Annotated in this window: 23 protein-coding genes and 1 pseudogene; 7 read left to right on the top strand and 17 right to left on the bottom strand. The window is 35.2% G+C overall.

Annotated elements, in window-relative coordinates:
* Positions 1 to 14: 14 nt before the first annotated feature.
* From V6E90_RS18080 to cpaA, 5 genes are all read right to left on the bottom strand, one after another.
* A complete protein-coding gene (locus V6E90_RS18080; RefSeq protein WP_332606100.1) occupies positions 15 to 518 on the bottom strand; it encodes a hypothetical protein in 504 nt (167 codons plus the stop codon).
* Between the two features lie 51 nt (positions 519 to 569).
* Positions 570 to 719: a hypothetical protein gene (locus tag V6E90_RS18075; RefSeq protein WP_332606099.1), complete on the bottom strand. Its 150-nt coding sequence runs from the start codon at positions 717 to 719 to the stop codon at positions 570 to 572.
* Positions 720 to 728: 9 nt separating this feature from the next.
* On the bottom strand, positions 729 to 986 hold the full coding sequence (locus tag V6E90_RS18070) for a hypothetical protein (RefSeq protein ID WP_332606098.1): 258 nt from the start codon (positions 984 to 986) through the stop codon (positions 729 to 731).
* Positions 987 to 1,779: 793 nt separating this feature from the next.
* The gene (gene cpaB, locus V6E90_RS18065; protein ID WP_332606097.1) at positions 1,780 to 2,409 is read right to left on the bottom strand and encodes a metalloprotease secretion chaperone CpaB; all 630 of its coding nucleotides are present in this window, start codon (positions 2,407 to 2,409) and stop codon (positions 1,780 to 1,782) included.
* A 15-nt stretch (positions 2,410 to 2,424) separates the two neighbouring features.
* A complete protein-coding gene (gene cpaA, locus V6E90_RS18060) occupies positions 2,425 to 4,203 on the bottom strand; it encodes a metalloendopeptidase CpaA (protein WP_332606096.1) in 1,779 nt (592 codons plus the stop codon).
* Positions 4,204 to 5,076: 873 nt separating this feature from the next.
* Between cpaA and V6E90_RS18055 the strand changes: the two genes are divergently transcribed.
* From V6E90_RS18055 to V6E90_RS21905, 3 genes are all read left to right on the top strand, one after another.
* Positions 5,077 to 5,397, top strand: a complete 321-nt coding sequence (locus V6E90_RS18055; RefSeq protein WP_332606095.1) for a pyrimidine/purine nucleoside phosphorylase — start codon at positions 5,077 to 5,079, stop codon at positions 5,395 to 5,397.
* Between the two features lie 253 nt (positions 5,398 to 5,650).
* The gene (locus V6E90_RS18050) at positions 5,651 to 6,070 is read left to right on the top strand and encodes a hypothetical protein (protein ID WP_332606094.1); all 420 of its coding nucleotides are present in this window, start codon (positions 5,651 to 5,653) and stop codon (positions 6,068 to 6,070) included.
* Positions 6,033 to 6,323 carry an SIR2 family protein gene (locus V6E90_RS21905; protein WP_442881268.1) on the top strand — a complete coding sequence of 97 codons (291 nt, stop codon included), beginning with the start codon at positions 6,033 to 6,035 and terminating at the stop codon, positions 6,321 to 6,323. Before V6E90_RS18050 ends, V6E90_RS21905 begins: the two co-directional genes overlap by 38 nt.
* Here the strand turns inward: V6E90_RS21905 and V6E90_RS18045 are convergent.
* The 5 genes and pseudogenes from V6E90_RS18045 to V6E90_RS18025 all read right to left on the bottom strand — a co-directional run.
* Positions 6,305 to 6,655, bottom strand: a pseudogene (locus tag V6E90_RS18045) (integrase arm-type DNA-binding domain-containing protein); the annotation flags it as partial. The gene V6E90_RS21905 and the pseudogene V6E90_RS18045 sit on opposite strands and share 19 nt — an antisense overlap.
* Positions 6,627 to 6,758, bottom strand: coding sequence for a POTRA domain-containing protein (locus V6E90_RS18040; protein WP_332606093.1), 132 nt, complete (start codon positions 6,756 to 6,758; stop codon positions 6,627 to 6,629). The pseudogene V6E90_RS18045 and the gene V6E90_RS18040, both read right to left, overlap by 29 nt.
* Before the next feature lie 337 nt (positions 6,759 to 7,095).
* Positions 7,096 to 7,617: a TetR/AcrR family transcriptional regulator gene (locus V6E90_RS18035; RefSeq protein WP_332606092.1), complete on the bottom strand. Its 522-nt coding sequence runs from the start codon at positions 7,615 to 7,617 to the stop codon at positions 7,096 to 7,098.
* Between the two features lie 69 nt (positions 7,618 to 7,686).
* Positions 7,687 to 8,781, bottom strand: coding sequence for an OmpW/AlkL family protein (locus V6E90_RS18030; RefSeq protein ID WP_442881267.1), 1,095 nt, complete (start codon positions 8,779 to 8,781; stop codon positions 7,687 to 7,689).
* A 110-nt stretch (positions 8,782 to 8,891) separates the two neighbouring features.
* Positions 8,892 to 9,536: a LysE family translocator gene (locus V6E90_RS18025; RefSeq protein ID WP_262444682.1), complete on the bottom strand. Its 645-nt coding sequence runs from the start codon at positions 9,534 to 9,536 to the stop codon at positions 8,892 to 8,894.
* Positions 9,537 to 9,778: 242 nt separating this feature from the next.
* Here V6E90_RS18025 and V6E90_RS18020 point away from each other — a divergent pair, with 242 nt between their 5' ends.
* A complete protein-coding gene (locus tag V6E90_RS18020) occupies positions 9,779 to 11,167 on the top strand; it encodes an aminotransferase-like domain-containing protein (protein WP_262444683.1) in 1,389 nt (462 codons plus the stop codon).
* A gap of 936 nt (positions 11,168 to 12,103) precedes the next feature.
* On the opposite strand, the gene V6E90_RS18015 is transcribed toward V6E90_RS18020, so the two are convergent.
* The 3 genes from V6E90_RS18015 to V6E90_RS18005 all read right to left on the bottom strand — a co-directional run bounded on the left by V6E90_RS18015 (position 12,104) and on the right by V6E90_RS18005 (position 14,573).
* Positions 12,104 to 13,345 (bottom strand): NADH:flavin oxidoreductase/NADH oxidase family protein, encoded by a 1,242-nt coding sequence (locus V6E90_RS18015; protein WP_332606091.1) that lies wholly within the window; start codon positions 13,343 to 13,345, stop codon positions 12,104 to 12,106.
* Positions 13,346 to 13,521: 176 nt separating this feature from the next.
* Positions 13,522 to 14,118 (bottom strand): TetR/AcrR family transcriptional regulator, encoded by a 597-nt coding sequence (locus tag V6E90_RS18010; protein WP_332606090.1) that lies wholly within the window; start codon positions 14,116 to 14,118, stop codon positions 13,522 to 13,524.
* Positions 14,119 to 14,126: 8 nt separating this feature from the next.
* A complete protein-coding gene (locus tag V6E90_RS18005) occupies positions 14,127 to 14,573 on the bottom strand; it encodes a MaoC family dehydratase (RefSeq protein ID WP_332606089.1) in 447 nt (148 codons plus the stop codon).
* A gap of 118 nt (positions 14,574 to 14,691) precedes the next feature.
* Between V6E90_RS18005 and V6E90_RS18000 the strand changes: the two genes are divergently transcribed.
* The 3 genes from V6E90_RS18000 (at position 14,692) to V6E90_RS17990 (ending at position 17,853) form a co-directional block, all read left to right on the top strand.
* Positions 14,692 to 15,318 (top strand): isochorismatase family cysteine hydrolase, encoded by a 627-nt coding sequence (locus V6E90_RS18000; RefSeq protein WP_332606088.1) that lies wholly within the window; start codon positions 14,692 to 14,694, stop codon positions 15,316 to 15,318.
* Positions 15,319 to 15,837: 519 nt separating this feature from the next.
* Entirely contained in the window at positions 15,838 to 16,740 is a 903-nt protein-coding gene (locus V6E90_RS17995; RefSeq protein WP_332606087.1) for a helix-turn-helix domain-containing protein, read from the top strand.
* A 111-nt stretch (positions 16,741 to 16,851) separates the two neighbouring features.
* On the top strand, positions 16,852 to 17,853 hold the full coding sequence (locus V6E90_RS17990; RefSeq protein WP_332606086.1) for an aldo/keto reductase: 1,002 nt from the start codon (positions 16,852 to 16,854) through the stop codon (positions 17,851 to 17,853).
* 153 nt (positions 17,854 to 18,006) lie between these two features.
* Here V6E90_RS17990 and V6E90_RS17985 read toward each other — a convergent pair whose 3' ends face one another.
* The 4 genes from V6E90_RS17985 to V6E90_RS17970 form a co-directional block, all read right to left on the bottom strand.
* Positions 18,007 to 18,240, bottom strand: coding sequence for a helix-turn-helix transcriptional regulator (locus V6E90_RS17985; protein WP_332606085.1), 234 nt, complete (start codon positions 18,238 to 18,240; stop codon positions 18,007 to 18,009).
* A 145-nt stretch (positions 18,241 to 18,385) separates the two neighbouring features.
* Positions 18,386 to 19,363: a hypothetical protein gene (locus tag V6E90_RS17980; RefSeq protein WP_332606084.1), complete on the bottom strand. Its 978-nt coding sequence runs from the start codon at positions 19,361 to 19,363 to the stop codon at positions 18,386 to 18,388.
* 64 nt (positions 19,364 to 19,427) lie between these two features.
* On the bottom strand, positions 19,428 to 20,423 hold the full coding sequence (locus V6E90_RS17975) for a hypothetical protein (protein ID WP_332606083.1): 996 nt from the start codon (positions 20,421 to 20,423) through the stop codon (positions 19,428 to 19,430).
* 331 nt (positions 20,424 to 20,754) lie between these two features.
* Positions 20,755 to 23,091 carry a hypothetical protein gene (locus V6E90_RS17970; RefSeq protein WP_332606082.1) on the bottom strand — a complete coding sequence of 779 codons (2,337 nt, stop codon included), beginning with the start codon at positions 23,089 to 23,091 and terminating at the stop codon, positions 20,755 to 20,757.
* Positions 23,092 to 23,191: the final 100 nt, after the last annotated feature.

Here is a 23,191-nt window from a genome sequence, read left to right as displayed (position 1 = left end):
AATCTGTTCTTCCTTTAGTGCGGCCACAGCCCCTGTTCTTTAAGCGCCTTAATTTGAGGATCGATGGTCACCTCACCTGTTTTACAGTTGGTGGTTTCACCTGTCTTTTGGTTAAAGCTTTCTGAGACGTTTGGGTTATCGCATAAACGTTTGTATTTACTGACTACGGCTGGTGCAGGTTGTGATGTTTTGGTAGGTGCACGGTAGCCAGCTCGTCGAACAGATAAACTATTACTTGTGCCAAATACTCTTAAAATCCCACCGCCTTCCCAAGTTGCGGTATAGCCCAAGTTTTGTGGACAACCATTCATCATGGATGCTTGGATTTCATGTACACCATAATGATTGGTTGCTGAACGGTAGGTACAAATAGTTGAGTAACCACTGCCTTTTTGTACATTGACCAAATGAGCCATGGTTTCTGCTGAGCGTAGACCATAAGAAGGCGTGGCATAGCTCCATGAGCTACAACTCAAACCGAGGGTGAATATTGCGGTACAAATTAATTTCTTCATCATTTTTACCTATTAGTTTTTCTATTCTTGCTTGAGATGGTTGGCTTGATTCAGCTATGAGAGCAGCCATTCTAAAAAGGTAAATGGCCAGACAAAGGCTCGGCCTAGCAGATAGGCTTTGGAGTAACCTGCGGGAAAACTCCAGATCAATTTGATCCAGTATCCCAACATGATCAGCAAGTAACTGATGAGAACATTCTTCATAATTAGCCCCTATTTCAATTCAGCCATGCAGGCAACACCTGCACGCTGTACTTGATCTGCCCAATCTTCAGGAAATTGCCAAGGCTCTTTAATTTGTTTCAGCCGATCTTCGCCGTAGTGCTTTTCCACATTGTTATAACTACAGGAACAGAAACTGCTATTGCCGCCAAAATTACGGCAACCCTCTTTAAACTCGGATTCAAATGAACTGCTACAGGCTGTGATTAAGGCACAGCCAAATAATGAAAATAATCGTGTTAATCCCATCTCTTCCTCTCATCAATACATATGCGTGCCAGTCCTTATCTGGATCTGGCTTCACTGAAGTAATGTGTAAGTGAAATTGCTTTAATTAAGATCAGAATGAAATCAATGAAGTTGTTTTTATAAAGCCCAGATGTGACTTAGCCTGGGTTCATCCCAAGTTCATAATAAATAGTGATCGTCATAAAGATTTCAGTGAAATCAGCGCAAGCTATGTCTTTCGATAGTGCAAAGACAAATAGTGAGAAGATAAAGAAAAGAAATTAAAAATAGTACGCATGGCGGACTCCTGTATGTAATAGAAGTTCTACCAAATCACTGTCAATTGATTAGGGTGGCAGAACGAAAAGGGGTTGACAGACTGGACATACAGACCCAGCACACCCAAGGGTGTCCCCTTCCCGCCCTACCGCAACGTGAGGGGGACGAGTGGGTTTCACACAGACTTCCCCCTCAGAAGGAGTAAATCTGATGTGCTGTATGAAAACGGTCTGTCAAAACCGACTAGCGATGTAGGCTAGCAAAGAAAGGATAATCAGCGATATAGAGGGTGTCAATCTTTAAAATTTAATTGAATAAAATACAAACTCAATTCATCTTATATTAGACCTATCTTGTTACTTAAAATATAAAATTGCTAAAGTCAGATCTTTCAAAATTTTAGAAGAATAAAATAAGTGTAAAATTAGAACAAACACCAAGGCGATACTTGGTATTTGTTAGCAATTTAGGAGACTCTTATAAATAGTTTTTTGGTTAGGATAGAAGTGAAGGATATATCAAATACCTCAATGTTTTAATCATCATGTGCATACAGTTCTTTATCTTCCACGCCTTGATCCATCACTTGTACAATACCTTGTCCATTCTTTATCTCAGCCGTATAGTTTCCTTTATCACTATAAATTTGAATAATCGTATATTGATCTTTTTGACTTTGAGTAATCGTAAAATAGTTTCGTTCTGGTGTACCTTGTTCAAACTCGCCACGCCAACGTAAAATATCCTCATCTACTTTTTCAACTTCAACAATTTTCCCACTACGATTGAGTCCATACTCAAGCATTTGGAATTTAACAAGATCACCTATATTTTTGGTTTCAATAATATTTTGATTATAGTTAATAGCCATTCCTTTATTGCTCTTGGAGAGCCGTAAGGCTTCACTATTTTTCAAATCGTTGTCTTGAATTTCATGAAACAAGACCGTTTCTTTCTTTGCACTTTCTAACTCCTGTTTTGAAATATTCAAATTGCCGCGCGGAAAATTAGATGTGGATTGATCAGAAGAATTAAAACGATTCGATTCTTGAGTTGAGCCATTCTGTGTAGATGCCGCAACTTGATCAGGCTTAAAAAAAACAAATAAACCCACAGTCACGATAAACGTGACTGCAAGTAAAGTTAAAATTTTATAGTGCTTCATACGTTTGAAAATAACTTAATTGTATTGTGAGATTCGGATAACGTTAGCATTAATGACACTGACAGCATCTTTCTTGCCTTCTTCGCCTAAACGTACACCATATTTAGGGTTATAAAGATATGGGCTCGAATAAAAGTTTAAGTTATTCCCACCCAAAGCAGTGCTCCCCAATGGATGAGAAAAACCTGAACCGATATTGGTTGAGTCACCATGATACAAACCTAAGTTATGACCGACTTCGTGACGCATTGCCGCAACTGAACAGCCAGCAATATCATTAGCACCGATCATGTTATATGAACTCGCATTGATCCAAGCCCAACCACAACCTCCAGCACCAGGCTCATTTCCTTGGTAATACACCCCATCAGCTAATACACGCTTACGCTCTGCTTGAACAGTTGTATCTGAACGTCCAACATTAATTGCATCAAGTAAAGTTGAAGCAGGAATTTTATAAGTCAAATACCCTGTTTGTCTTAAATAAAATTTAGCTGAAGAGTTTTCAGCAGTTAAATTGGTTAAATTCAATCCTTCAATCATACGAAGTTTTGATGCACTTTCACCCAAAATCGTAGAAACTTCTGGACTATTGACTAGCAACATATCGATGGTATAGCTATCAGTTACCCAACCTTGAGCGGTGAAAATAAATCGACGATTTTCACCCGTTTTAATAGTTGTAGATAAGCCATTGGCAGCTGTAATAAAACTATCTGTGCCAGCTGTGGATGACAAAATGACCTTATCGCCAACCTGTGCAGTTGTCGGTAAATTGATGCTTTGTTTCCAATTAGCATCAGAAATATTCACTTTGAGCGTCGGCTGAGTCATATTTGGTAAAGTTGACGCTATAGCACTAGTTGAACTAATTGTTTTTGTTGGAGCAGACATCAAAACCCAATGAGCTTTATCTGTTACAAACATAAACTCATATTGGTCACCTGTTTTAAGACTTAATGTAGCACTACTATTGGTATTCGTATTATTAATTTTTGCTGCCCAAGTTGCTGTTGATTTAATGATGATACGATCTCGATCATTTGCTGTAACTGGCAGAGAGAAATTTGAAACCCAATTTGCATCTGCAAAATTAACTTCAGTAACTGGCGTAGTTACAGTATTTAAACTTGTTCCAATATCCTTAACGTTCATTTTCAAAGGTTTAATAAACTCAGGAACCCATTTCTGTAAAGCAGCATTATATTTGAGCCAGTATTCACTGCCATTATTTAGATTATAACTACTCGCAAAAAGTAAGTTATCTTTCGAAATTTCAGAAGCATAAGCCGCCGTCGAAACGATTTGAACTAATGCACCGTCCATCACATTCGTTGGCAAAACAATTGTTTTTGCCCACTTTCCATCGGCAAGTGAAACCTGCTGTAATTTAACATTACTCAAGACGATTTGTTCAATTTGCGAATTATTACTTGGGCTTACAGTAGCAAGTTGAGCAATCCATTTCTTCGATGAGGAATTGTAGACAAATTGAAAAGTGTCTCCACTTTGTATTTCCTGCACTTCAATAGGTAAGTTTGTGTTTGAAGTATCTAAATAGCTTTTATAGCCCGCAGTTGATTGAATGGTTACCTTGTCTAAGTTATTCGCATTATTTGGCAAATAAATATTTTTTACCCAATTGCCATTTGCTAAAACAAATTTTAGATCAGCATAACCAGTTGGTATATTGCCACTATTCGTATTCTGATTTGGGGATAAAGTAGTAGAAGCATAAACTGCTGAAGCAGTTACTAGCCCAGCGATGCAAATCACTCTAAGACTTAAATTCATTTATTTTTCCTATTTTGTGCTTTTTTTACACATACACAATACCAAAAAATGCAATCCAGCTCAACTTTGAATTTTTAAAAATATAATTAATAATCAATACTTTATTCAAATAAAACTTTCACAAAAATCTGATTATCCAATCAAAAAAAAAGATTAGATATCCAAATAGGCTATAGAAACTTTACCAAGCTTGTTGTTATATTGGGTTCAATAAAAAAAGAGTAATAGCCTACAAAAATTTAAATTAATTAATTTTACTTCATGATTAAATTCAATTTTTACTTCTAAAATTGAGAACAAAAAATAAAATTAAAATTAATAATAAATATCAAGGATATAGTTTAGAAATTACGAGCTTTACACAACCAAACTAGGTTTTTGAACTTCTAATCGTGAATTAAGCAATGGGAAGTGACTCACTGTATTTAAATTTTCATAACATTGAATTTGATGATAATAGCTGCTCAATGACTGCTATCAAATGCATGCTCATCATTCTACTATTTTCTAAATCGAAAAAGTTATAAATACTAATAGTTGAACGAAAGAATGCACCAAACCAACGAAGCTGAAGCGCCTAACAACAATGTAAATGAAAGTTAAAAATTCCTTTTTTTCTTAGCTGAATTATAACATCCTGAACTTTCGTTAATTTCCAAAAATAGGCCCGCAAACAATAGATAATTAGCGATATAGATGATATTGCAGGATATTAATACATTTTGAAATAGGTAGGTTATTCAACACACTTAAAAATATATTTTATTCAGTACTACAAGTACTTAGTTTTTCTGCATATTAAAAATATTGAAACTAGCTACTGTGAATCATTAATATTCATCCTAATCTACTATAAAAACTAGGAACGCTACTGTGGCTGAGCAATTCGATCTTGTTTCAATTAAAAAGAAAGCCAATGTTCATTTTAATGGCACATCCATCAGCCACATTCTTGTTTTAAAAGATGGTACTAAAAAGACTTTGGGTGTAATTCTCCCATCAGAAGAACCTCTAACATTTAAGACTCATTTGGCTGAATGTATTGAAATCATTTCTGGAGAATGTTCGGTTCAAATTGATGATGCTCCTGAAATTCAAATTTACGCATCAGGCGATTCCTTTCAGATTCCAGCAAATAGTCAGTTTAATATTAAAACCAATGATGTAGTAGATTATATTTGCCATTTTGAATAAATGAATACCTTTAAAATTATAGTATTTTTCATATGTAATTCATGACTAGCGTAGCTTAATGTTGATCAGCAATAAAGTAAATTTTATCAATCCTTTGGAATTACATAAAAAGTACTTTTTTTGATTACCTTGTTCTTTAGCTCGAAGTTTACTTAAGCACATTAATAACATCCTACAAATTATAAGCTTTAAAGAAAAAATCTAATTAGATAATATAATTAGGGAGGTTTACCAACTAATAGAGATTTACTTAGTGCAATTTATAAATAATGGACCAAATGTTCCTGATGAGCTTTTGCAAGCACATAAAGAAGGCCGTGTAATTTTTTTTGTGGTGCAGGTATTTCTATTCCAGCAGGACTTCCAACATTCAAAATGTCTAGTGGATAAGATTTATAAGAATCTAGGTGATACCCATAGCGAAAATGAAAATATTGCTTATCAGAAAATGCAATATGACAGTATGCTTGATTTATTAGAACACCGCATCGTCGGCCAAAGAATTGCTATTAGAAAGGCGCTTGTAAAGTCATTAAAACCAAAATTAAAGCTCCTTGGGGCTCTAGATATTCATAAAGCTCTATTTCAATTAGCTCAATGTAGTGATGGGTCATTAAGATTAGTTACAACTAACTTTGATAGGTTATTTGAAATATGCTGCCCGAAGCCTTAAACAAAAATGTAAGTATTTTGCTGCACCTACTCTTCCAATTCCTAAAAAAAGCAAATGGGACGGGATAGTTTATTTACATGGCCGATTGCCAGATATAAAGGATGAAAATGCGTTAAACAGTTTAGTCATAACAAGCGGTGATTTTGGTCTAGCTTATTTAACTGAGCGATGGGCTTCTCGGTTTGTAAGTGAATTATTCCGAAATCACATAGTATGTTTTATTGGTTACACTTCACGATCAATAATACGTTGAAATACTTTTGCCTCTAATACATCGACATTCAATTGAGGAAAGCTCATATCACTAATATAAGGATAAGTATCGTGCTTTTAACGACGAATAGTCTCTCCATCAAGCTTGCCTTCTAATTCCCGTTTTTTAAGCCTTTCTGCACTAACAGCACGAAAAGTATGTTCAGCTTCTTTCAATTTTTGATTTTTAGTCTATAAACGTACTGTTGCTGGATCAATGTCCTGTTTGATCAATTTCTCATATTCATCACGAATATTTCGTGCCTCTTCTAATGTGACTTCGGGATACGTCCCTAAAGACGAATCATTGCGTTTGCCAATATATGGCCGGGATTAAAGTTAAACGTAAATGTCCTGTTGCAAGATCCTGTTCGGGTACGATGACTTGAGTTGACACATATCTCAATTGCACCAGTCTCTCATTGATATAACTCACAAGACCCGAAAGCCATTTTTCAGCAATACAGCGGCCTAAAACTTTTTGCCTGAATACTTAAGTTCTTTATAGATTGGATTAAAGTCTGAAGTTTTTATACTGGGATGTGTCAACTATAAAGAAGCTATCCCAAAACAAAAAGTTTATACAAGTATTTTGAAATATATATGAAACTTTCTATGAGGTTACTTATAGCGTATTCAGATATAGAGCCAATACTAGCGCTCCATATTTTCCACTAAAAATCATTACTCAAAATTATCAAAACAATAAATTAATTTTAATATAAAACATTACCAGCGATACCTAATCATGAATTATTTCTAAGATTTAAGTTTCAATCAACCAATTCCAAAAACATATTACCACTTGGACTAATAAGTCCTTTTATTATAAGAAAATATACTACCACAAGTTCTTTTCTTAGTGTATATTCTGCATTCAAAAAACTTTGATCAAGATATTCAATTAACTTTTTATTAAACTCCTCTAAATAACAAAAAAAATTAGATTTTTCACGAACCAGCTCAACTGCTATTTTATCAACAAGTAAGCCATTAAAATTTTTTTGACAAGCTAATGAAAAGAAATATTTTAGAATTAAATCTACTTTAGAGTACTTACAGTCATGTTCATTCACCTCAATAATGGATTCTAAATTCTCAAATATTTTATAAATCTCAATTTCCAAACATTCAGCTATAAGATTATTCTTACTTTTAACTGTTGAGTAAAATGTATTTTTTGCAACAGCTGCTTCTGAAATAATTCGGTCTACGCCAATAGAATTAAAACCATACCGATAGAATAGTCTATAACCAGTATCCACAATCTGTTTATGTTTTTCTGTTCTAGCCACCAATTTTAAAATCTCCGCCTATTGATTTAAAAAGCTGATTATCAGATAAAAAACAATCAGCCTTTTATTTTAAAAACGATAACCTATCCCGGCATAACTAATAATTGGATCAATATCAATTTTAGCACTTGAATAAATTAAGTTATCACCAGTATTCGAATCATTAACATAGACTTTTGCTTTATTATTCAATTTTGCATAAGAAATAGATGCTACAGTAAACCAGTTTGGTGTAAAATCATATGTAAAGCCAATCGTTGCTATTGGTGCAATGGCATCTGTAGTTTCTAATTTAACAAACGGTTTTGCAGTAGAGGTTTTTCCTTCCAAAGCTGCAGCAGCCTGACCATTCCTAATATTTTGCACCATGTGCCCTGCACGAATTAAATCTTGTTCGATCCCTCCATTCATTTTCAGGTTATTAAAATAAGCATACATAATGCCAGCACCAATATATGGACGGAATTTATTAACTCCACTTTTGCCAAATTGATAATGTACTTCAACAGCTGGAAGCCAAGCGCGCGCTTCAGCGGCTTTCCCTCCTTGGTTTAAATCAGTAATAGGTATTTGTTTACTTAAAGGAATCGTTGGGCTTCCAATAATTTCGTCTACGCCCGCTGGTAAAACAGCTGAGCCATTTAAAGGTGCATTGATTTGACCAAAACCTTGGATATCAACCTTTGGTGGGATACCTGCTTTTAGCTCTAAAGAAACATTATCATTAATATGATAATTAAACATAATACCCAGGGTATTAACAGTATCTGGTTTCAATCCTGAGTTAGCACTGGTCCAATTGCTAAGTTGAAATAATCTTGCATCACCACTTAGAATGCTTGGTAATTCTGTTAAACCTGCTTCATCGCGTAGTCTAATTAAATTGTCTTTAACTTTTTGACCTTCTATTGTTGATGTGTCAACAGCATCAATTACAGATTGTATCTGTACATCTCCTACAGCAGAAACAGTACCTTCTTTTATTGCTGTTGAGTTATTAAAAGAATTTCTATTACCCTGTGGTTCTGCATAAAGCCAACCTGCTGAAAGTGAGAAACGTTTAAAACTACTATCTTTCGACTTAAAGAAGTCAGGCATTGCATATGTTTGTGTGACGTTCATCATTAATCCAATGATAGTAATATGTATAAATCTGATTTTCATTAATCTATTCCTTAGATTTATTTTTTCTTTGCATTGAAATATGTACTTAATTTATTCGAGGTCAAGCACAGTTCATAAAGTCTCAAAGATTACTGAGAATAGGGATTACATTAGTTCATAAATTCACTCCTTAATATTGCTATAAAAAATTGGATTGATTGCAAAGAAGGGAGCACAATTGAGGTAAGCAAAAGAACACACATACAAGTATTAAACTTTTGAACTTTCTCCCAATTATTAAAATAATTTCTGAGCCTATCTCCAGCATAAGCCCAAATGCCTACACATGGAAAATTGACTAGTGCATAGATAAAGCTGATAAATAAGATAAAAATAACGGAACTATTCGCTTGGGTGTAAGTAGCAATTGCGCCAAGTGCCATAATCCAAGCTTTGGGATTAATCCATTGAAATAAAGCTGCTTCTATAAAATTGATTGGCTTAGAAGCAAGTTCCGAAGATGTTGATGTTGGTTTATAGCAGTAAATCTTATAAGATAAATAGCTCAAATATAAAATACTGATTACTTTTAGACTCTCAAATATTATTGGAGAGTTAGCTAGTGTCTGTGCTATGCCCAGACCTAGCAAAACAATCATTAAACAAAATCCCGCTGTAACACCAAGCAAGTGAGGGACTGTTTTTTTAAAACCGAATGTAACTCCAGAAGATGCTAGCATAATATTATTTGGCCCTGGTGTTATGGACGTCACTAGACAATATAGAATAAACGACCCTAATGCATTGAAATCCATTATGATTTCCTCAAAAATGACATTAATTAACTAAAGGTTATTTACTTGATCAAATTTTAAATATTCTTTAAAAATTTATAACAATACCTACTGCAGAAATACGTTAAGTAATAAGCTTTTTTAAAGAGATTAGTTAAATAATCATTCATCAATAAGCTATTTTTAATTTTTTCTTATCGCTATACTAGAAACAGTAGAACAATTCTTCATCAAACTGTTATGGTTGTTAAATACAAACTGTTATGGAAAATATCAAAAGTAAGACTAAAATTCTTAGCGTTATAAACTTAATCAAAAGCCGAATTGATGATAAGAGTCTATTATCTGGATCAAAACTACCGTCTCTTAGAAAAGTTTCAAATGAAATGGGTGTCTCTGTATCCACAGTTGTAGAAGCATATGATCGGCTTATAAGTGAAGATATTATTGAATCTAGACCTGGGGCTGGCTATTTTGTGAAAGGGTTGACTACTCATTTTCCAATTATCGAATCCATTCAGAACTACGATAGAGAAGTCGATCCATTATGGATTTCTAGGCAATCTTTTGAAGCAAATGCTGATACATTAAAACCTGGCTGTGGTTGGTTACCGAATGAATGGTTACCTGAAGAAATTATTCGGAAAGCAATTCGAAAAGTATCTAGTTTGGATGCAAAAGAATTACTCAGTTATAGCAGTCCTTTGGGCCATCAACCTCTGAGAGAACTAATTTGCAGGCGATTGCAGATTCAGGGGAGCTATATTCATCCAGAACAAATTATGCTAACTGATTGTGGGACCCAAGCAATTGATATTATTTGCCGTCTATACCTTAAACCTGGCGATGTCGTATTGATTGATGATCCGTGTTATTTTAATTTCCATGCCTTATTGAACTTGAGCCAAACTAAAATTATTGCCATTCCTTTTACAAAAGATGGACCCGATGTCGAAGCATTTCGTAATACACTTTCTTTAAATCCTAAACTCTACATTACCAATTCTGGAATACATAATCCAACAGGTGCATCACTATCAGTTTCAACTGCGCATCAAATTCTTAAATTCGTTGAACAGGCAAATATGCTCATTATCGAAGATGATATTTTTGCTGACTTTGAATTAGCTCCTGCCCCTCGATATGCAGCTTTATCTGCTTTTAAACATGTTGTTCAAATTGGAAGCTTTTCTAAATCTCTTTCTGGCTCCTTACGTTGTGGATATATCGCAGCAAAACCAGAACTTATTGAACATTGTATTAAATTAAGAATTGCAACTAACTTAAGTACCAATTATTTAAATAGTACACTGATTTATCATGCTTTAAGCCACAGTCAATATCGAAAACATTTAGACTATATTCATAGTAAATTAACCCAAAGTCGAATAAATGTGATGGGTAAATTGTTAGAACTCGATATCAAGCCTTGGGTAATTCCTAAGGCTGGAATTTTTCTTTGGTGTAAACTGCCTCATCACATCGATACAACACAACTATCTCAAGCAGCATTTAAACATAATATAATACTCGCGCCAGGAAATGTCTTTAGCCAATCTACATACGCAAAACAATACATGCGCTTCAATGTTGCGCAATGTCAACATCAAAAAATCTTTGATGTGCTTGAACATTTTTTAATAAAAACCTAACTTAAGGCATTCTTACACCACTATAGATTTTTTAAATCATTCAATTCTTTATGAATATAAAAAATATATTTTCCCTGTTAGTAAGCTACGAAATAAATTTTTCCCACATGACATAATTCTTTCATCATCCACAATAATACACTCGACGTTATCCGCTACTTGAAAACAACCAGCCATCTCTTTTATTTTGCTTTTCAAGATATACGCATTGGTGAAAAACACATCCCCATCTTGTTCCTTGACTCTTACCCTAAATATTTGCATGGCTCAATCCTTTTAAATCCTTCTAACTATAGAGATTATTATCTACGCCTGTTCATAGTCAATTTTTTATATTGTAAAATTTTTAATTTATGCATTTTTCATTAATTAAATCAATAAAATATAGCACACAAAAATATTACATTCCAAAATAGAACTTTTATATATCATTGGTTATCACAAAAAAAGTTGCCTCAAGAAATGAAAAAAATCGTTCATCAAATTATATGAAAACTATTTTTTTTGGGGAGATTTGAAGTACCTTGGATATGGCCACAAGCGATTTCTAATGATGGTTGGGAAACAATCTCTATTCCTCTAACAAACGAACAAAAGCTAGCAGTTTATTAGAAAAGTGCGCCATCAACCAAAACTTAGTACTCGCTCAACCTATGGAAAAAGCAGCTAAAGCATTTTGGTTACGTTCCAACATGCTGAACTATTTTTAAACAACCGCTCTTTGAACCACTTCTAATTGAATCTATTCGTGAACTTCTTCAGTAATTCTGACCGACACTGTTAGTAGACAAAAGAGACTTGTAAATTTTATTGAGAATAGTTTAATACAATATTTTTATTAAGAAATACTGGAAAGCTTCTTAAGCACTTACCTTTACTAAGAAATTTCAAAAACTTGGAAGAGAGCCCTAAAGAGGGCTCTCTTCTTAACTTTTATTATAAAGCACGCAAACGACGTTTTTTGTACACACTAAGCCCCTTATCTTTAAAGTCCAAAATAAAAGACTTCAACCCATTCTCATTCGGTATTGGTGATTCCCCCCTTGCTATCCTATGCAATTGTCGGGTATACCAAGTGAGTTCTAGCGAACCAAAGCTATCGAGAAATCTAAAACCCGTTGTTAATGGTTTCACTTCATTATAAGTTTCAAGCCCTTTTAATAAACGCTGTGGTGCTGAAGGTTCAATCGCAAAAATGCGGCCTAAGCCTATAAAATCAAGTTCATCATTTAGTAAAGCATTTTCCATTCCCTCGATACTTCTAAAACCACCTGTAACCATAAGCGGTACTTTACTGATTTCCCGTACTTTTTTTGCAAACTCCAAAAAATATGCTTCCCGCGCTATAGTAGATTGTTTAGTTATTCCTAATTGTGAAACTGGTTTTTCAAAGCTACCACCAGAAATCTCTATGAGATTTATGCCCATGTCATCTAAAGCTTGAATTGTTGCTAGTGATTCTTCTTCGCTAAAACCACCTCTTTGAAAGTCTGCTGAGTTTAATTTAATACTGATAGGAAACTCATCACCAACCCTTGTCCTTACTTCGTTATACACTTCCAAAACAAATCTACGTCGCTTCTCCGCTGTGCCCCCCCATTGATCTGTACGTCGATTATGAAGTGGAGAAAGAAACTGGCTTATTAAATATCCATGAGCACCATGCAATTGAACGCCAGTAAAACCCGCCTTTTTTGCAATTTCTGCAGTAGTTGCATAACGTTGAATTAATTCCTCAATTTCAATATGAGTCAATTCACGAGGAGTAGCAAAAATAGCTGCCATTTTGGGGCTAAATGGAATTGCAGAAGGAGCAACTGTTTCTTTATTTAATCCTCTAATCGCTTGCTTACCAGGATGATTTATTTGCATCCATATTTCGCTTCCTCCAGATTTAGCCGTATCTGCCCATTCTGCAATTAAATCAAAATTTCTTTCATCTTCAATTACAACATTACCAGGCTCGCCAATTGCTTTTGAGTCAATTACCACATTTCCTGTAACTAACACGCCTGCCCCAGAGCGAGACCATGTTCTATACAAATTAATTAGATCATGACTAGGCGTACCATCTAAATCGGCCAAAGCCTCACTCAATGCAGATTTAACTATTCTATTTTTAATTGTCAAAGTACTATTTAACTTAAATGATGATGCAAGTTTTAAATTGACACTCATGTTGAACCTCTATTTTATTTCTAAGCTGATAGGTTTCAGTAAAATAAAAAATCTGATTTGTAAGAATTACTAGTCAAGAAGTCCAATAAACCCATGTAATAGCAAATAAAACCAAACTTAAATATTAAATTAAATTAAGGATTTATACGGCTTTTCTCTTGAATAAATTTCCTAAATCACAATTTCTTAATTTTATTGAGTAATGATGATTTCATTTCATCTACCAATTGAGTTTCACCTACTGCACGTTTAAGCATTCCTATACCAACCATTGCTGCAAAAAGAAGATTAGTCTCACTTTCTTTATTCTGCCTAGGAATATCATTTGTACTAATTTCTTTTTCAGCAAGTAGTTTGAATTGCTCAAATAATTCATCCACCCCATGAGAATAAGTTTGCTTAATCAGAGAATCATCTGGAGTATTACTTACTTGCGACGAAAAGCTCAATATTGGGCAATTTTGTTCAGGGGGCCGATCTGTTAGGTAATGCTCAACAAGATTCATTAAACCATCTGTATATGTTGGGTCATCTAATTGTGATAACTGATCCCATTTCTTGGAAGATTGTTCAAAAGTTAATCTAAAGGCTTCATTTATTAATGCATCTTTTGATTCAAAATGCTTATAGAAACCTCCTACGGTCAACCCCATCGCTTTCATAATATCTGCTATTGAAACTGTCTCTACTCCATATTTTCGGAACATTCGACATGCGGTTCGAAGAATTAAACTGCGATTCTGAGTGGCCTGAACTTTCGAAACTCTACCCATACTTTCATTTACCTACGCATTACGACTAATTGAGTTATAAGATGCTGGCAAATAATATCATGCTGATTTAAGGTCTTACACTCCACAGATACAATGCCTCTATCTGGTTTTGAACGTGATGGGGTGATTTGTAGAACCTTACTCACAACTTTTAAGATATCATTTGGCCTCGTTGCATTAGGCCATTTAATTTCTCCCCCAGCCCCAATAATTCCACTACCGATCGGCAAACTATCCACCAACAATTTCATAGTAATGGCAGCTGTATGCCATCCACTGGCGGCTATTCCTTTAAATAAAGTACCTTTCGCAGCCTCTCCATCAAGATGAAAAATTTGAGGATCAAATTCCTTTGCAAAATTGATTATTTGTTGTTCTGAAAGTGCATATTCCCTACTAAAGAACTCCGTACCGACCTGTAGATCATCTAGATAAATTACGCTAGTTTTTCCCATACTCATACCCTTTTGACAATGAACTTCTGATTACACTGGACAAATCAAATCAGATAAAATAGATTACAACAATAATCTATTTTTTAAAGAACATCAAAGCTTTTTATGGAGGTCGGTAATGTCCGTTTTATATAATCGCGAAAGTACAGCTTTACTTTGTATTGATTTTTATAATGATTTCTTGAGTGAGAAAGGAAAACTATGGCCATGGGTCAAAGAAATAGCAGAACAAGTTAATCTTCTTGATAACTTAAGAAGTCTAGTAAATACAGCAAGAGGAGCTGGAATAACTATTTTCCACGTGCCACATCATCGAATGGAACCCAATAGCTATAAAGATTGGAAGTTTGTAACTCCCTATCAAAGTCAAGCTGCAAAAAATCAAATTTTTGCCAAAGGTGCTTGGGGTGGGGAGTTTCATGATGATTTTAAAGTTCAACCCAATGATGTAGTATGTACAGAACACTGGGCTTCAAGTGGGTTTCCAAATACAGATCTCGATCAATTGTTAAGAAGGCATGGTATAGAAAAAATTATATGTATAGGTTTACTTGCCAATACATGTTTAGAAGCAACTGCAAGAGTGGGAATGGAACTTGGTTATCATGTTACCTATGTTAAAGATGCTACAGCAGCCCGATCAATTGAAGCTATGCATTCCGCCATAGAAATCAACGCTCCCACTTATTCGCATGAGATTTTAACAACTATAGAAGTTATTGATGCTATAAAAAATTCACTTTAGATTAGAAATTCTACCTTGACTTTTTTATCTATAGAATTTTACTGTGATGATATATTCTTGGCATTGCTCAAGCTTCAAATCAATGAGCAAAAAACTACAAAAACAATTATTTCTAGGTATTTCATAAACTTAAACCCTCTAAAACACTATTTAATGTTCATAGTCTACAAATTCAGTGATTGAGCAGAGTAATGTGTAAGCGGTGTCTGTGGTTGAGCTGAATATCTGCCTCGCACTCATGCATCAATATAGGCCAGCAAGCAAAGGATGAGCGCTGTGACTTAGTGTGTCAATGTGGGATTGGATATTCATTTATAAAGATTATTTTTTTATAGTGGCATAGCTCTATAGAAATATTACTTTCACTTATACTTTATCTGCTTAGTGCCTTCCTAATTTATCGTGCACTTCTATAATTGCTTTGGTCAGCCAATTGAATAAGATATAGATAAAAGCTAAAGTAAATAAAGTTTGAATTTTATAACTTTAAATAAATTGATGGTTCACATAGGCAAAGACATGGAAACCCTACATGATTTTTATCGTCGTTTTTCTTTGACCAGAGATAGCGATTACTCGGTTCCATCGACTTCGTTTGGACATTTTAACGTATTCCAACGCGATGCCTGCTCCTTTCTGACACCTTATAGTCGCCGCGATTATTATAAAATCTCACTGGTTTTAGGCACAGGCGAACTTCACTACGCCAACCGCTGGATACGGGTAGACCGTCCTGCATTACTGTTTTCAAATCCGATGGTTCCCTATGCATGGGAAATTAATTCGCCCAAACAGGCAGGCTGGTTTTGTCTATTTACCGAAGAGTTTGTAAACCAAGAATCTAGACAAAGTTTTTTAAAAGATTCTCCGCTGTTTAAAGTCGATGGTGACCCACTGTATTTTTTAAACGATCAGCAGGTTGAAGAAATTTCATTTATTTTTAAAAAGATGATGACTGAAATAAATTCAGATTACATTCACAAATACAAGGTTTTAAGAAACTACTTGCACCTGACTGTGCATGAAGCCATGAAAATGCAACCAACCCAACAGTTTGAAAAACATAGTAATGCTGCAGTTCGTATTTGTCATTTATTCTTTGAATTATTAGAACGTCAGTTCCCCATCGACTCACCACATTTTCAACTTAAACTCAAAACGGCAAATGACTATGCCTATGGCCTGTCGGTACATGTCAACCATTTAAACCGAGCTGTAAAAGAAACCACAGGTAAAACTACCTCTGAGCATATTAGTTCGCGCATTACTCAAGAAGCCAAAGCGCTGTTACAACACACTAGTTGGAATATTTCCGAAATTGCTTATAGCTTAGGCTTTGAATATTCAGCGTATTTCACCAATTTCTTCAAGAAAAATACAGGATTTTCACCTAAAAAGTTCCGCGAAGACTGTATGGACTAAAAACAAATTGTTTGAATTTTATAAGTATTGGTTTGAATGTTATACGTCAGTTTGAGCCAAAGCATTTTATAGTTTTTCTACTCAAATGAGTTTGCAAAAAGAGTGTAAAAAATGAAATATAGAACTTTAGGACAAACAGGCGAAAAAGTATCAGCACTTGGTTTAGGTTGCATGGGAATGAGCTTTGCCTATGGTGCCTCGGACGACGCACAAAGCATTGCCACTCTAGAAAAGGCTTTAGACCTTGGCATTAACTTTTGGGACACCGCCGACATGTACGGCAACGGCGCAAACGAAATATTACTCTCAAAAGTTTTAGAAAAACATCGTGACAAAGTATTCTTGGCGACTAAATTTGGCTTCCGTTATAAAGAAGATAACCTCAACCCACAAAACTCTTTAGAGTCTTATATTGACTGTTCTCCAGAGTGGATTAAAGTTGCGGTCGAAAACAGTTTAAAACGCTTAAATACAGACGTAATTGATTTGTATTATGCACACCGCATTGACCCAAAAATTCCGGTTGAAGACACCATTGGTGCAATGGCTGACTTGGTGAAACAAGGTAAAGTTCGTTATTTAGGACTTAGTGAAGCATCGGCTGAAACCATTCGTAAAGCACATGCGATTCACCCAATTGCAGCAGTTCAGCATGAATACTCGCTACTCACTCGTGAGTTTGAGCAAACCCATTTACAAACCATCCGCGAGTTAGGCATTAGCCTTGTGCCGTATTCACCGCTTTCACGTGGTTTAATCACCAATACGCTTGATGTGGGCAGCCTTGACGAAAACGATTTCCGTCGTCAGTTACCACGTTATCAAGGTGATAACTGGAAAAACAACCAAAGCTTGGCGCAAGCATTTAGCGACTTTGCCCAAAGCAAAAATGCGACAGCAGCTCAACTAGCTTTGGCCTGGATTTTGGCGCAAGGTGACGACATTATGCCAATCCCGGGTACTCGTAAAATAGAGCGACTTGTAGAAAATGCGGGTGCTGTAGACATTGATTTAACAGCAGCAGACTTGGCAGAAATCGACGCAATTATTGCGAGATATCCAAACTTGGGCGCACGCTATAACGCTCAGCAACTTGCTGCGGTAAACCACTAATATTTTAGTATTAAGAACCTTGGATTTTATATCTAAGGTTCTATTTTCAATGACGAGTCAGTTGACCAGCTAGATCTAAAATTAGCACAAACTATAAATAACTTAGCATATAGATTAAGTACAACTTCATTCTAAAGATTAGTTTGGGTTCAGTCAGGCAGCTCTTTGACTGATTTTCAATTGAATCCATTCATGAATTTCCTGAGCAATCCAGCCCACGCGATTTGTTGATAAGTAAATCTGTTTTGGAAAAGTCTCATCATAATATTTAGACTTTGGATCGAGTATCGAGTAGATCGTTGCTCGACTTAGCCCCGTAATCTGAGTCAATTGTTTGATATTTAAGATTTGATCGATCTGAAAAGTTTGTGGGGTTAACGCATTCATCTAATTTATTCCTATTCGGTATGAAGGCGTGCTTTCTGCACATAGCATAGGCAACCCAATAAAAAAATAATGATGCGGTTGAACGAAATGCATTTCCCTACTCCCATTTTTAGGGGGTAGGGAAACTATTCACTCTAAAGTAATATTACTTGAAGGATGGCCCCTTCTTGCCATGAAAGGTCTTAAAACCACTCGGATATACACATAGCTTGTCCATTTGCTTACTCGTGCTTATCACCGATGTCGGTAAGAGAGCAAGATTTTCTAGTGGATCATTGGGCTCAACCCATTTAAAAATCTCATCGTTACTCACATCATTAATGATGAACTCACTTGTTCCATTATCTTCTAGCTGGAATTTATTTAAGAGTATTCCCATACGACTTGTCTCCTCAGACCACAATTGAGCAATCCATAGCTCATAATTGAGGTGTTCAGAATAGAATGTCTTATGGATCGTAATATAGAAACGGATGACATATCGGTTGAGCTTAGTATTACGAACAACATGATAGAAAGTGAACATAACCTGACTATTATACCAAAACTGCTGTTTAAGCCTTTTCTCAAATGCATGATAGGACTTAACCAACTCATCAATGCTATAAATTCGTTCTGAACCTTCTAGATAACTTAGGTAAAACTTGAGATCTATAGCACCAATGCTTAATTCACTCGTAGCGCAATAGGCTTCACGAATAGAATCAATACGTTTTTCATATCGCTCATTTTGCTGGTTTAGATGCTCATGGAAGCCTGTAGTCCCAAAGAGCTCTCTTAGTATTCTCAGAATATTTTGGATTAACCATTGTCCATTATGAGATTCAGATGGTTGGAAATAGACATCTGCAAGCTTTGCTTCTACTAATGTATATAAATAAGCCTTATGAAAGCAATTTAACCAAAAACTAAATTCATAGTTTCTTAAGCGTAATTGAAGCAGGAAGTTCCAGTCATTGATATAAGCTAAAAATGTACTTAGCCATTTGCTTTCTATCTGAGTTAAGTGCTCTATATGCTTAATTCCTTCAGGAGGTTTACTGAAATGTACCTCTCGATAGAATTCATATATGTCATTTTCTAGACGAGGAGCTGTGGTGATATCTGGTGATTGGAATGTCATTTGAAACGTCCTATGAAAGAAATAAGTTCATAGGACGCAGAAGTCGATATTTTTTTAGTGCTACCTAACTCTTATTAAACCATTCAATCTTATTCTTGCTCCCAATAATGACTTGCACGGGATCAACCGAAGGTGGCACAAACTTTGTCTGATATTCACGCCCATGGGGTTTATAAACTCCTTTAAAAAAGCTTCTACGATTAACTGGTTTCACCAACAGCATTTGTCCATATTTTTCAGGTTCTACAAGATATTTAGTGACCTTTAAAGCATTTTGCACCTGTAAAGGATATTCCCGCTTAATCATTCCTACTCCTAGGATTCCTTTAGCCAGATACCCCTCTTTAATTTCCGTTGTATTTGAGTGTCTCCCATACCCAGCATTTTCAGTAATGGTTTCCCACTTCTTAGTCACCTTATCTCCAAGCACCCAATCGGCATCGTGCCTAGAGCCGTTATAGATCAGCAGAAGATGTCCGTGATAGCCTTTTGTTAAGCCTTGCTCTAGAGCAAGCCCATATCCCAATAAATGCTTAAAGCAGCCATTTTTATCCTTGATAAACTTGATGAGAGATTCAATATGTGCATAGAAACCCGTAACGCTAATGGTCGCCATAGAAGCTTTTAAATAACCTAAATCAACCCGAACAATTAAGACCTGATAATGGTCGTAAATAATGGTTTTTACCTGCTTTAAAAAGGCTTCCTGATTGGCTCTCTCTTGATCTCTAAACTGGCGTATTTCTTCAAGAAGGAGGGGCCGATACTTAATTATTGTTTGACGAAGCCCCTTAATCTGCTTTAAGGAAAGCTGATCCAAGTAATCTATTAAAATACATTCATCTCGTGCACCATCTATCAATTCAACTACATTCTGAAATGCTTGAATCGAGACACTGTATTGAACCCCGTCCTGTTCAAATGCTTTGAAAGCTGGAATCAATTGCCCTAGGTAAGTAACAAACTCACGATCACTGATATCAAAGTTTAGACTGAGCTCAATAAAGTGATTAATTGCAGATAGGACTGCTGCTTGATGCGATAGATCAAATGACAACATGAAGAATTTCCTTAGATATGAATAAGACATATCTAAGGTGTAATCAGTAATTTATAATTGTATTGAGAGTAACACTATCATATAGAGATAAGACATTCTCAGTAGCTTAGAACTACTGAGAAAGGAATAAAGTGTAGATGTATCTCATACTACATAGCTGATATGTATTAACTACTAAGTATATTAGTTCTAATTATAATATTTACCGACTTCACCTGAAGACAAAATTTAAGGGCTAGCTATAACTTACGAACTTTTACCTTCCCGTCTTCCCTAAAGGTTGATATCAATAAGATTTACGATAGTTAAGGCGGAAATTCATTTTTAACTGCTAGCTAGCCTTCTCTTTTCCTATCCCACCTTTAATAAAAACTTTAGGGACTTTCTGAGTTAGAGCAGGCCTAAAAAAGTCTCGATATGCAAAAAATGGAATCACCAACTCTAGGAATAAATTTTTCATCTTTAAATTCGAAGTTTCAAGATAGATACCTTGTGTATGAGGTTGCTTTCTATTAAACACGTCTACCGAACACATCAGATTTTTTGAACTTATGGCCCCGTAAAACGCTAGCTCAGTTTTCTCTTCTTGATTTTCCCATCCTAAAATCGTTTTTGCTTTTTCTCTTAAAAATTTTTGCCATTTAATATTCAGCATCTCTACCACCCTTTCTTTTTCAGGTTGGCATTTTTCATTAAAAAATAAGATTAGATCAATTTCAAATTCTGACAGTGTTACAACTTCCTGCCAAATCCCCATATACCCTCGCAACCAACTACAAGGCTTGGCTCTTTTTGCTGAGCGCATAAAATCTGTAAAGAGTTTAGAGAACTCTTTCTGTTTAAAATCACTACTACAGATATGCGCCTGAATCGTAACTCGGTAAGCTAAACAATCTTGCTGTAATACGAAACTGATATATCTGGTCGCCTCATTTTGCCTTCGAGCACAAAGATCATAAGCATCCTGATATTCATCTTTATGAATTCCACGACTTGCACGATCTGAAATGGTTTGTTGCTTAATCGCTAAAAGAGTTTGATTGAACTGCTCTAAAGAACTAACTCTTAAAGGGTAGCTTGCATAGGATTGATGAAATATATACAAAACATTGGATATAAATATTCGTATCTCTGCTAGGCCGAGTCCTCTCCCCATTCGCACAAATAAATTATCCAACTCTATGAAAGCATGTGGATAGTTCAATAGATATTTTATAATGAAAAGAAATTGCTGACCGACTTGTGTGGATATATCCTTCAAATCCTTTTTATTTATGATCGCCTCTCTATCTTTGTGATACGTATTAAAAGCTATGTCATTTTTTTTCAGCAACATTTCTATAAGAACTTGGATCTGGAATAGCAATTCGCCGTATTGTGGTAAGTCATATTCCGCACATAGTTCTTTATAGAAAATCTGACTCACACGCAGCCGTTTTGGTACGTAATTCAGTTTCCAAATACTCGTAGGTACAGTCCACTTCAGTAATACTTCAGCAAAACTATCTTTTTTCCTATTTTCTTTTGCATTTCCTATTTTAGATAGATTTTCTGAAGAGCTTTGCATTAAAGGTTCCAAAGTATTGTTTACTTCAAAAACGATCTTTGGATGAATAAGTTTGACTACCGAATCTACTTTGTAGAAGTAACTGAGCACCCAATACTTAAATAATTTTACCTGTTCTTTATCTTTTCGCTTTATTAACCCAATAGCCAGTTCATGTGCGTGTTTCTTAATTGCTTTATTACCATCAATGACTTCAATACGATATCGCTGAAAGGCTGAAGCGAAACGCGCATTTAATTCAGTGACCAACGTTTTTTCATAACTTTCCACATTAAATTTACAGATAAAAATACATGACAACTTCAAGCCATTCTGGAAATCATGTCCAAGCTTGGTATAAATTTGAAATACACCTGGGACTTGCTGTGCTAAAAAAAGCTGTATTACTTCCCTATCTATCAAAACTTGTTCTAGAAATGTTCCAAGCGGCTCTCTATTTACCGCGTCTATAGGACGTACGAATCTTAATTCAACCGTGAATGTATATAACCTATTGTATTTGCTTAGCAGATCATCAAACTTCTCGTATGCCTTACGTAGACTGAACTCATAATCTAAGTTTTCCGAGTATTTATCAGCTTTTTTTAAAAATGAGTGTTGAAGTCTAATTACTTTTTCTCTTGAAAACTTCCATGGATCCCACTGTCGGGTATAGTCTGGCTGTCCAATAGCGTTGATGTATGGCACATTCTTGATAAATTCGCTGTTATGGTAGGTCTCAATTCCTTCCGAATCATTCTTTAAAAAATCGTTATACCTTAACCAGTTCCGACTTAACTGGAGGTACGTTGTATCAAACATACTCTCTTGAAATTTTAGATCATCAAAATATTTTAAATACTCGTTAGCAGAACGAAAATTTCTTGTTTTAAATATTTCCTCATCTACTGAGGGAAGCGTCCCTTCCTTTAAGTCAACAACAAATTTTTCCAAGGACCCAAGTATTCTGACACTCTCTTTGAACAAGCAGATAGGCTTATATTCTTCCTGACCTTCTTCCACGATGTAACGATCTGCCTGCATATAAAAATTTGGGACTTTATGCATTAACAATCTAAATAAATCATCTGTGCTAATTGACTGACTAAATTCCTTATCCATTATAGTAATTTTCACCTAAAACCTATGTATTACATTGCTTGATAGCTATGAAGCTAAAACAAAATACTCTATATTAATCACAATAAATTAAATTATTATA

The organism is Acinetobacter sp. ESBL14 (assembly GCF_036668815.1).
GTDB lineage: Bacteria > Pseudomonadota > Gammaproteobacteria > Pseudomonadales > Moraxellaceae > Acinetobacter > Acinetobacter gyllenbergii.
The sequence above is the reverse complement of the archived record's forward strand: the minus strand, read 5'-3'. Positions and strand labels throughout refer to the sequence as shown.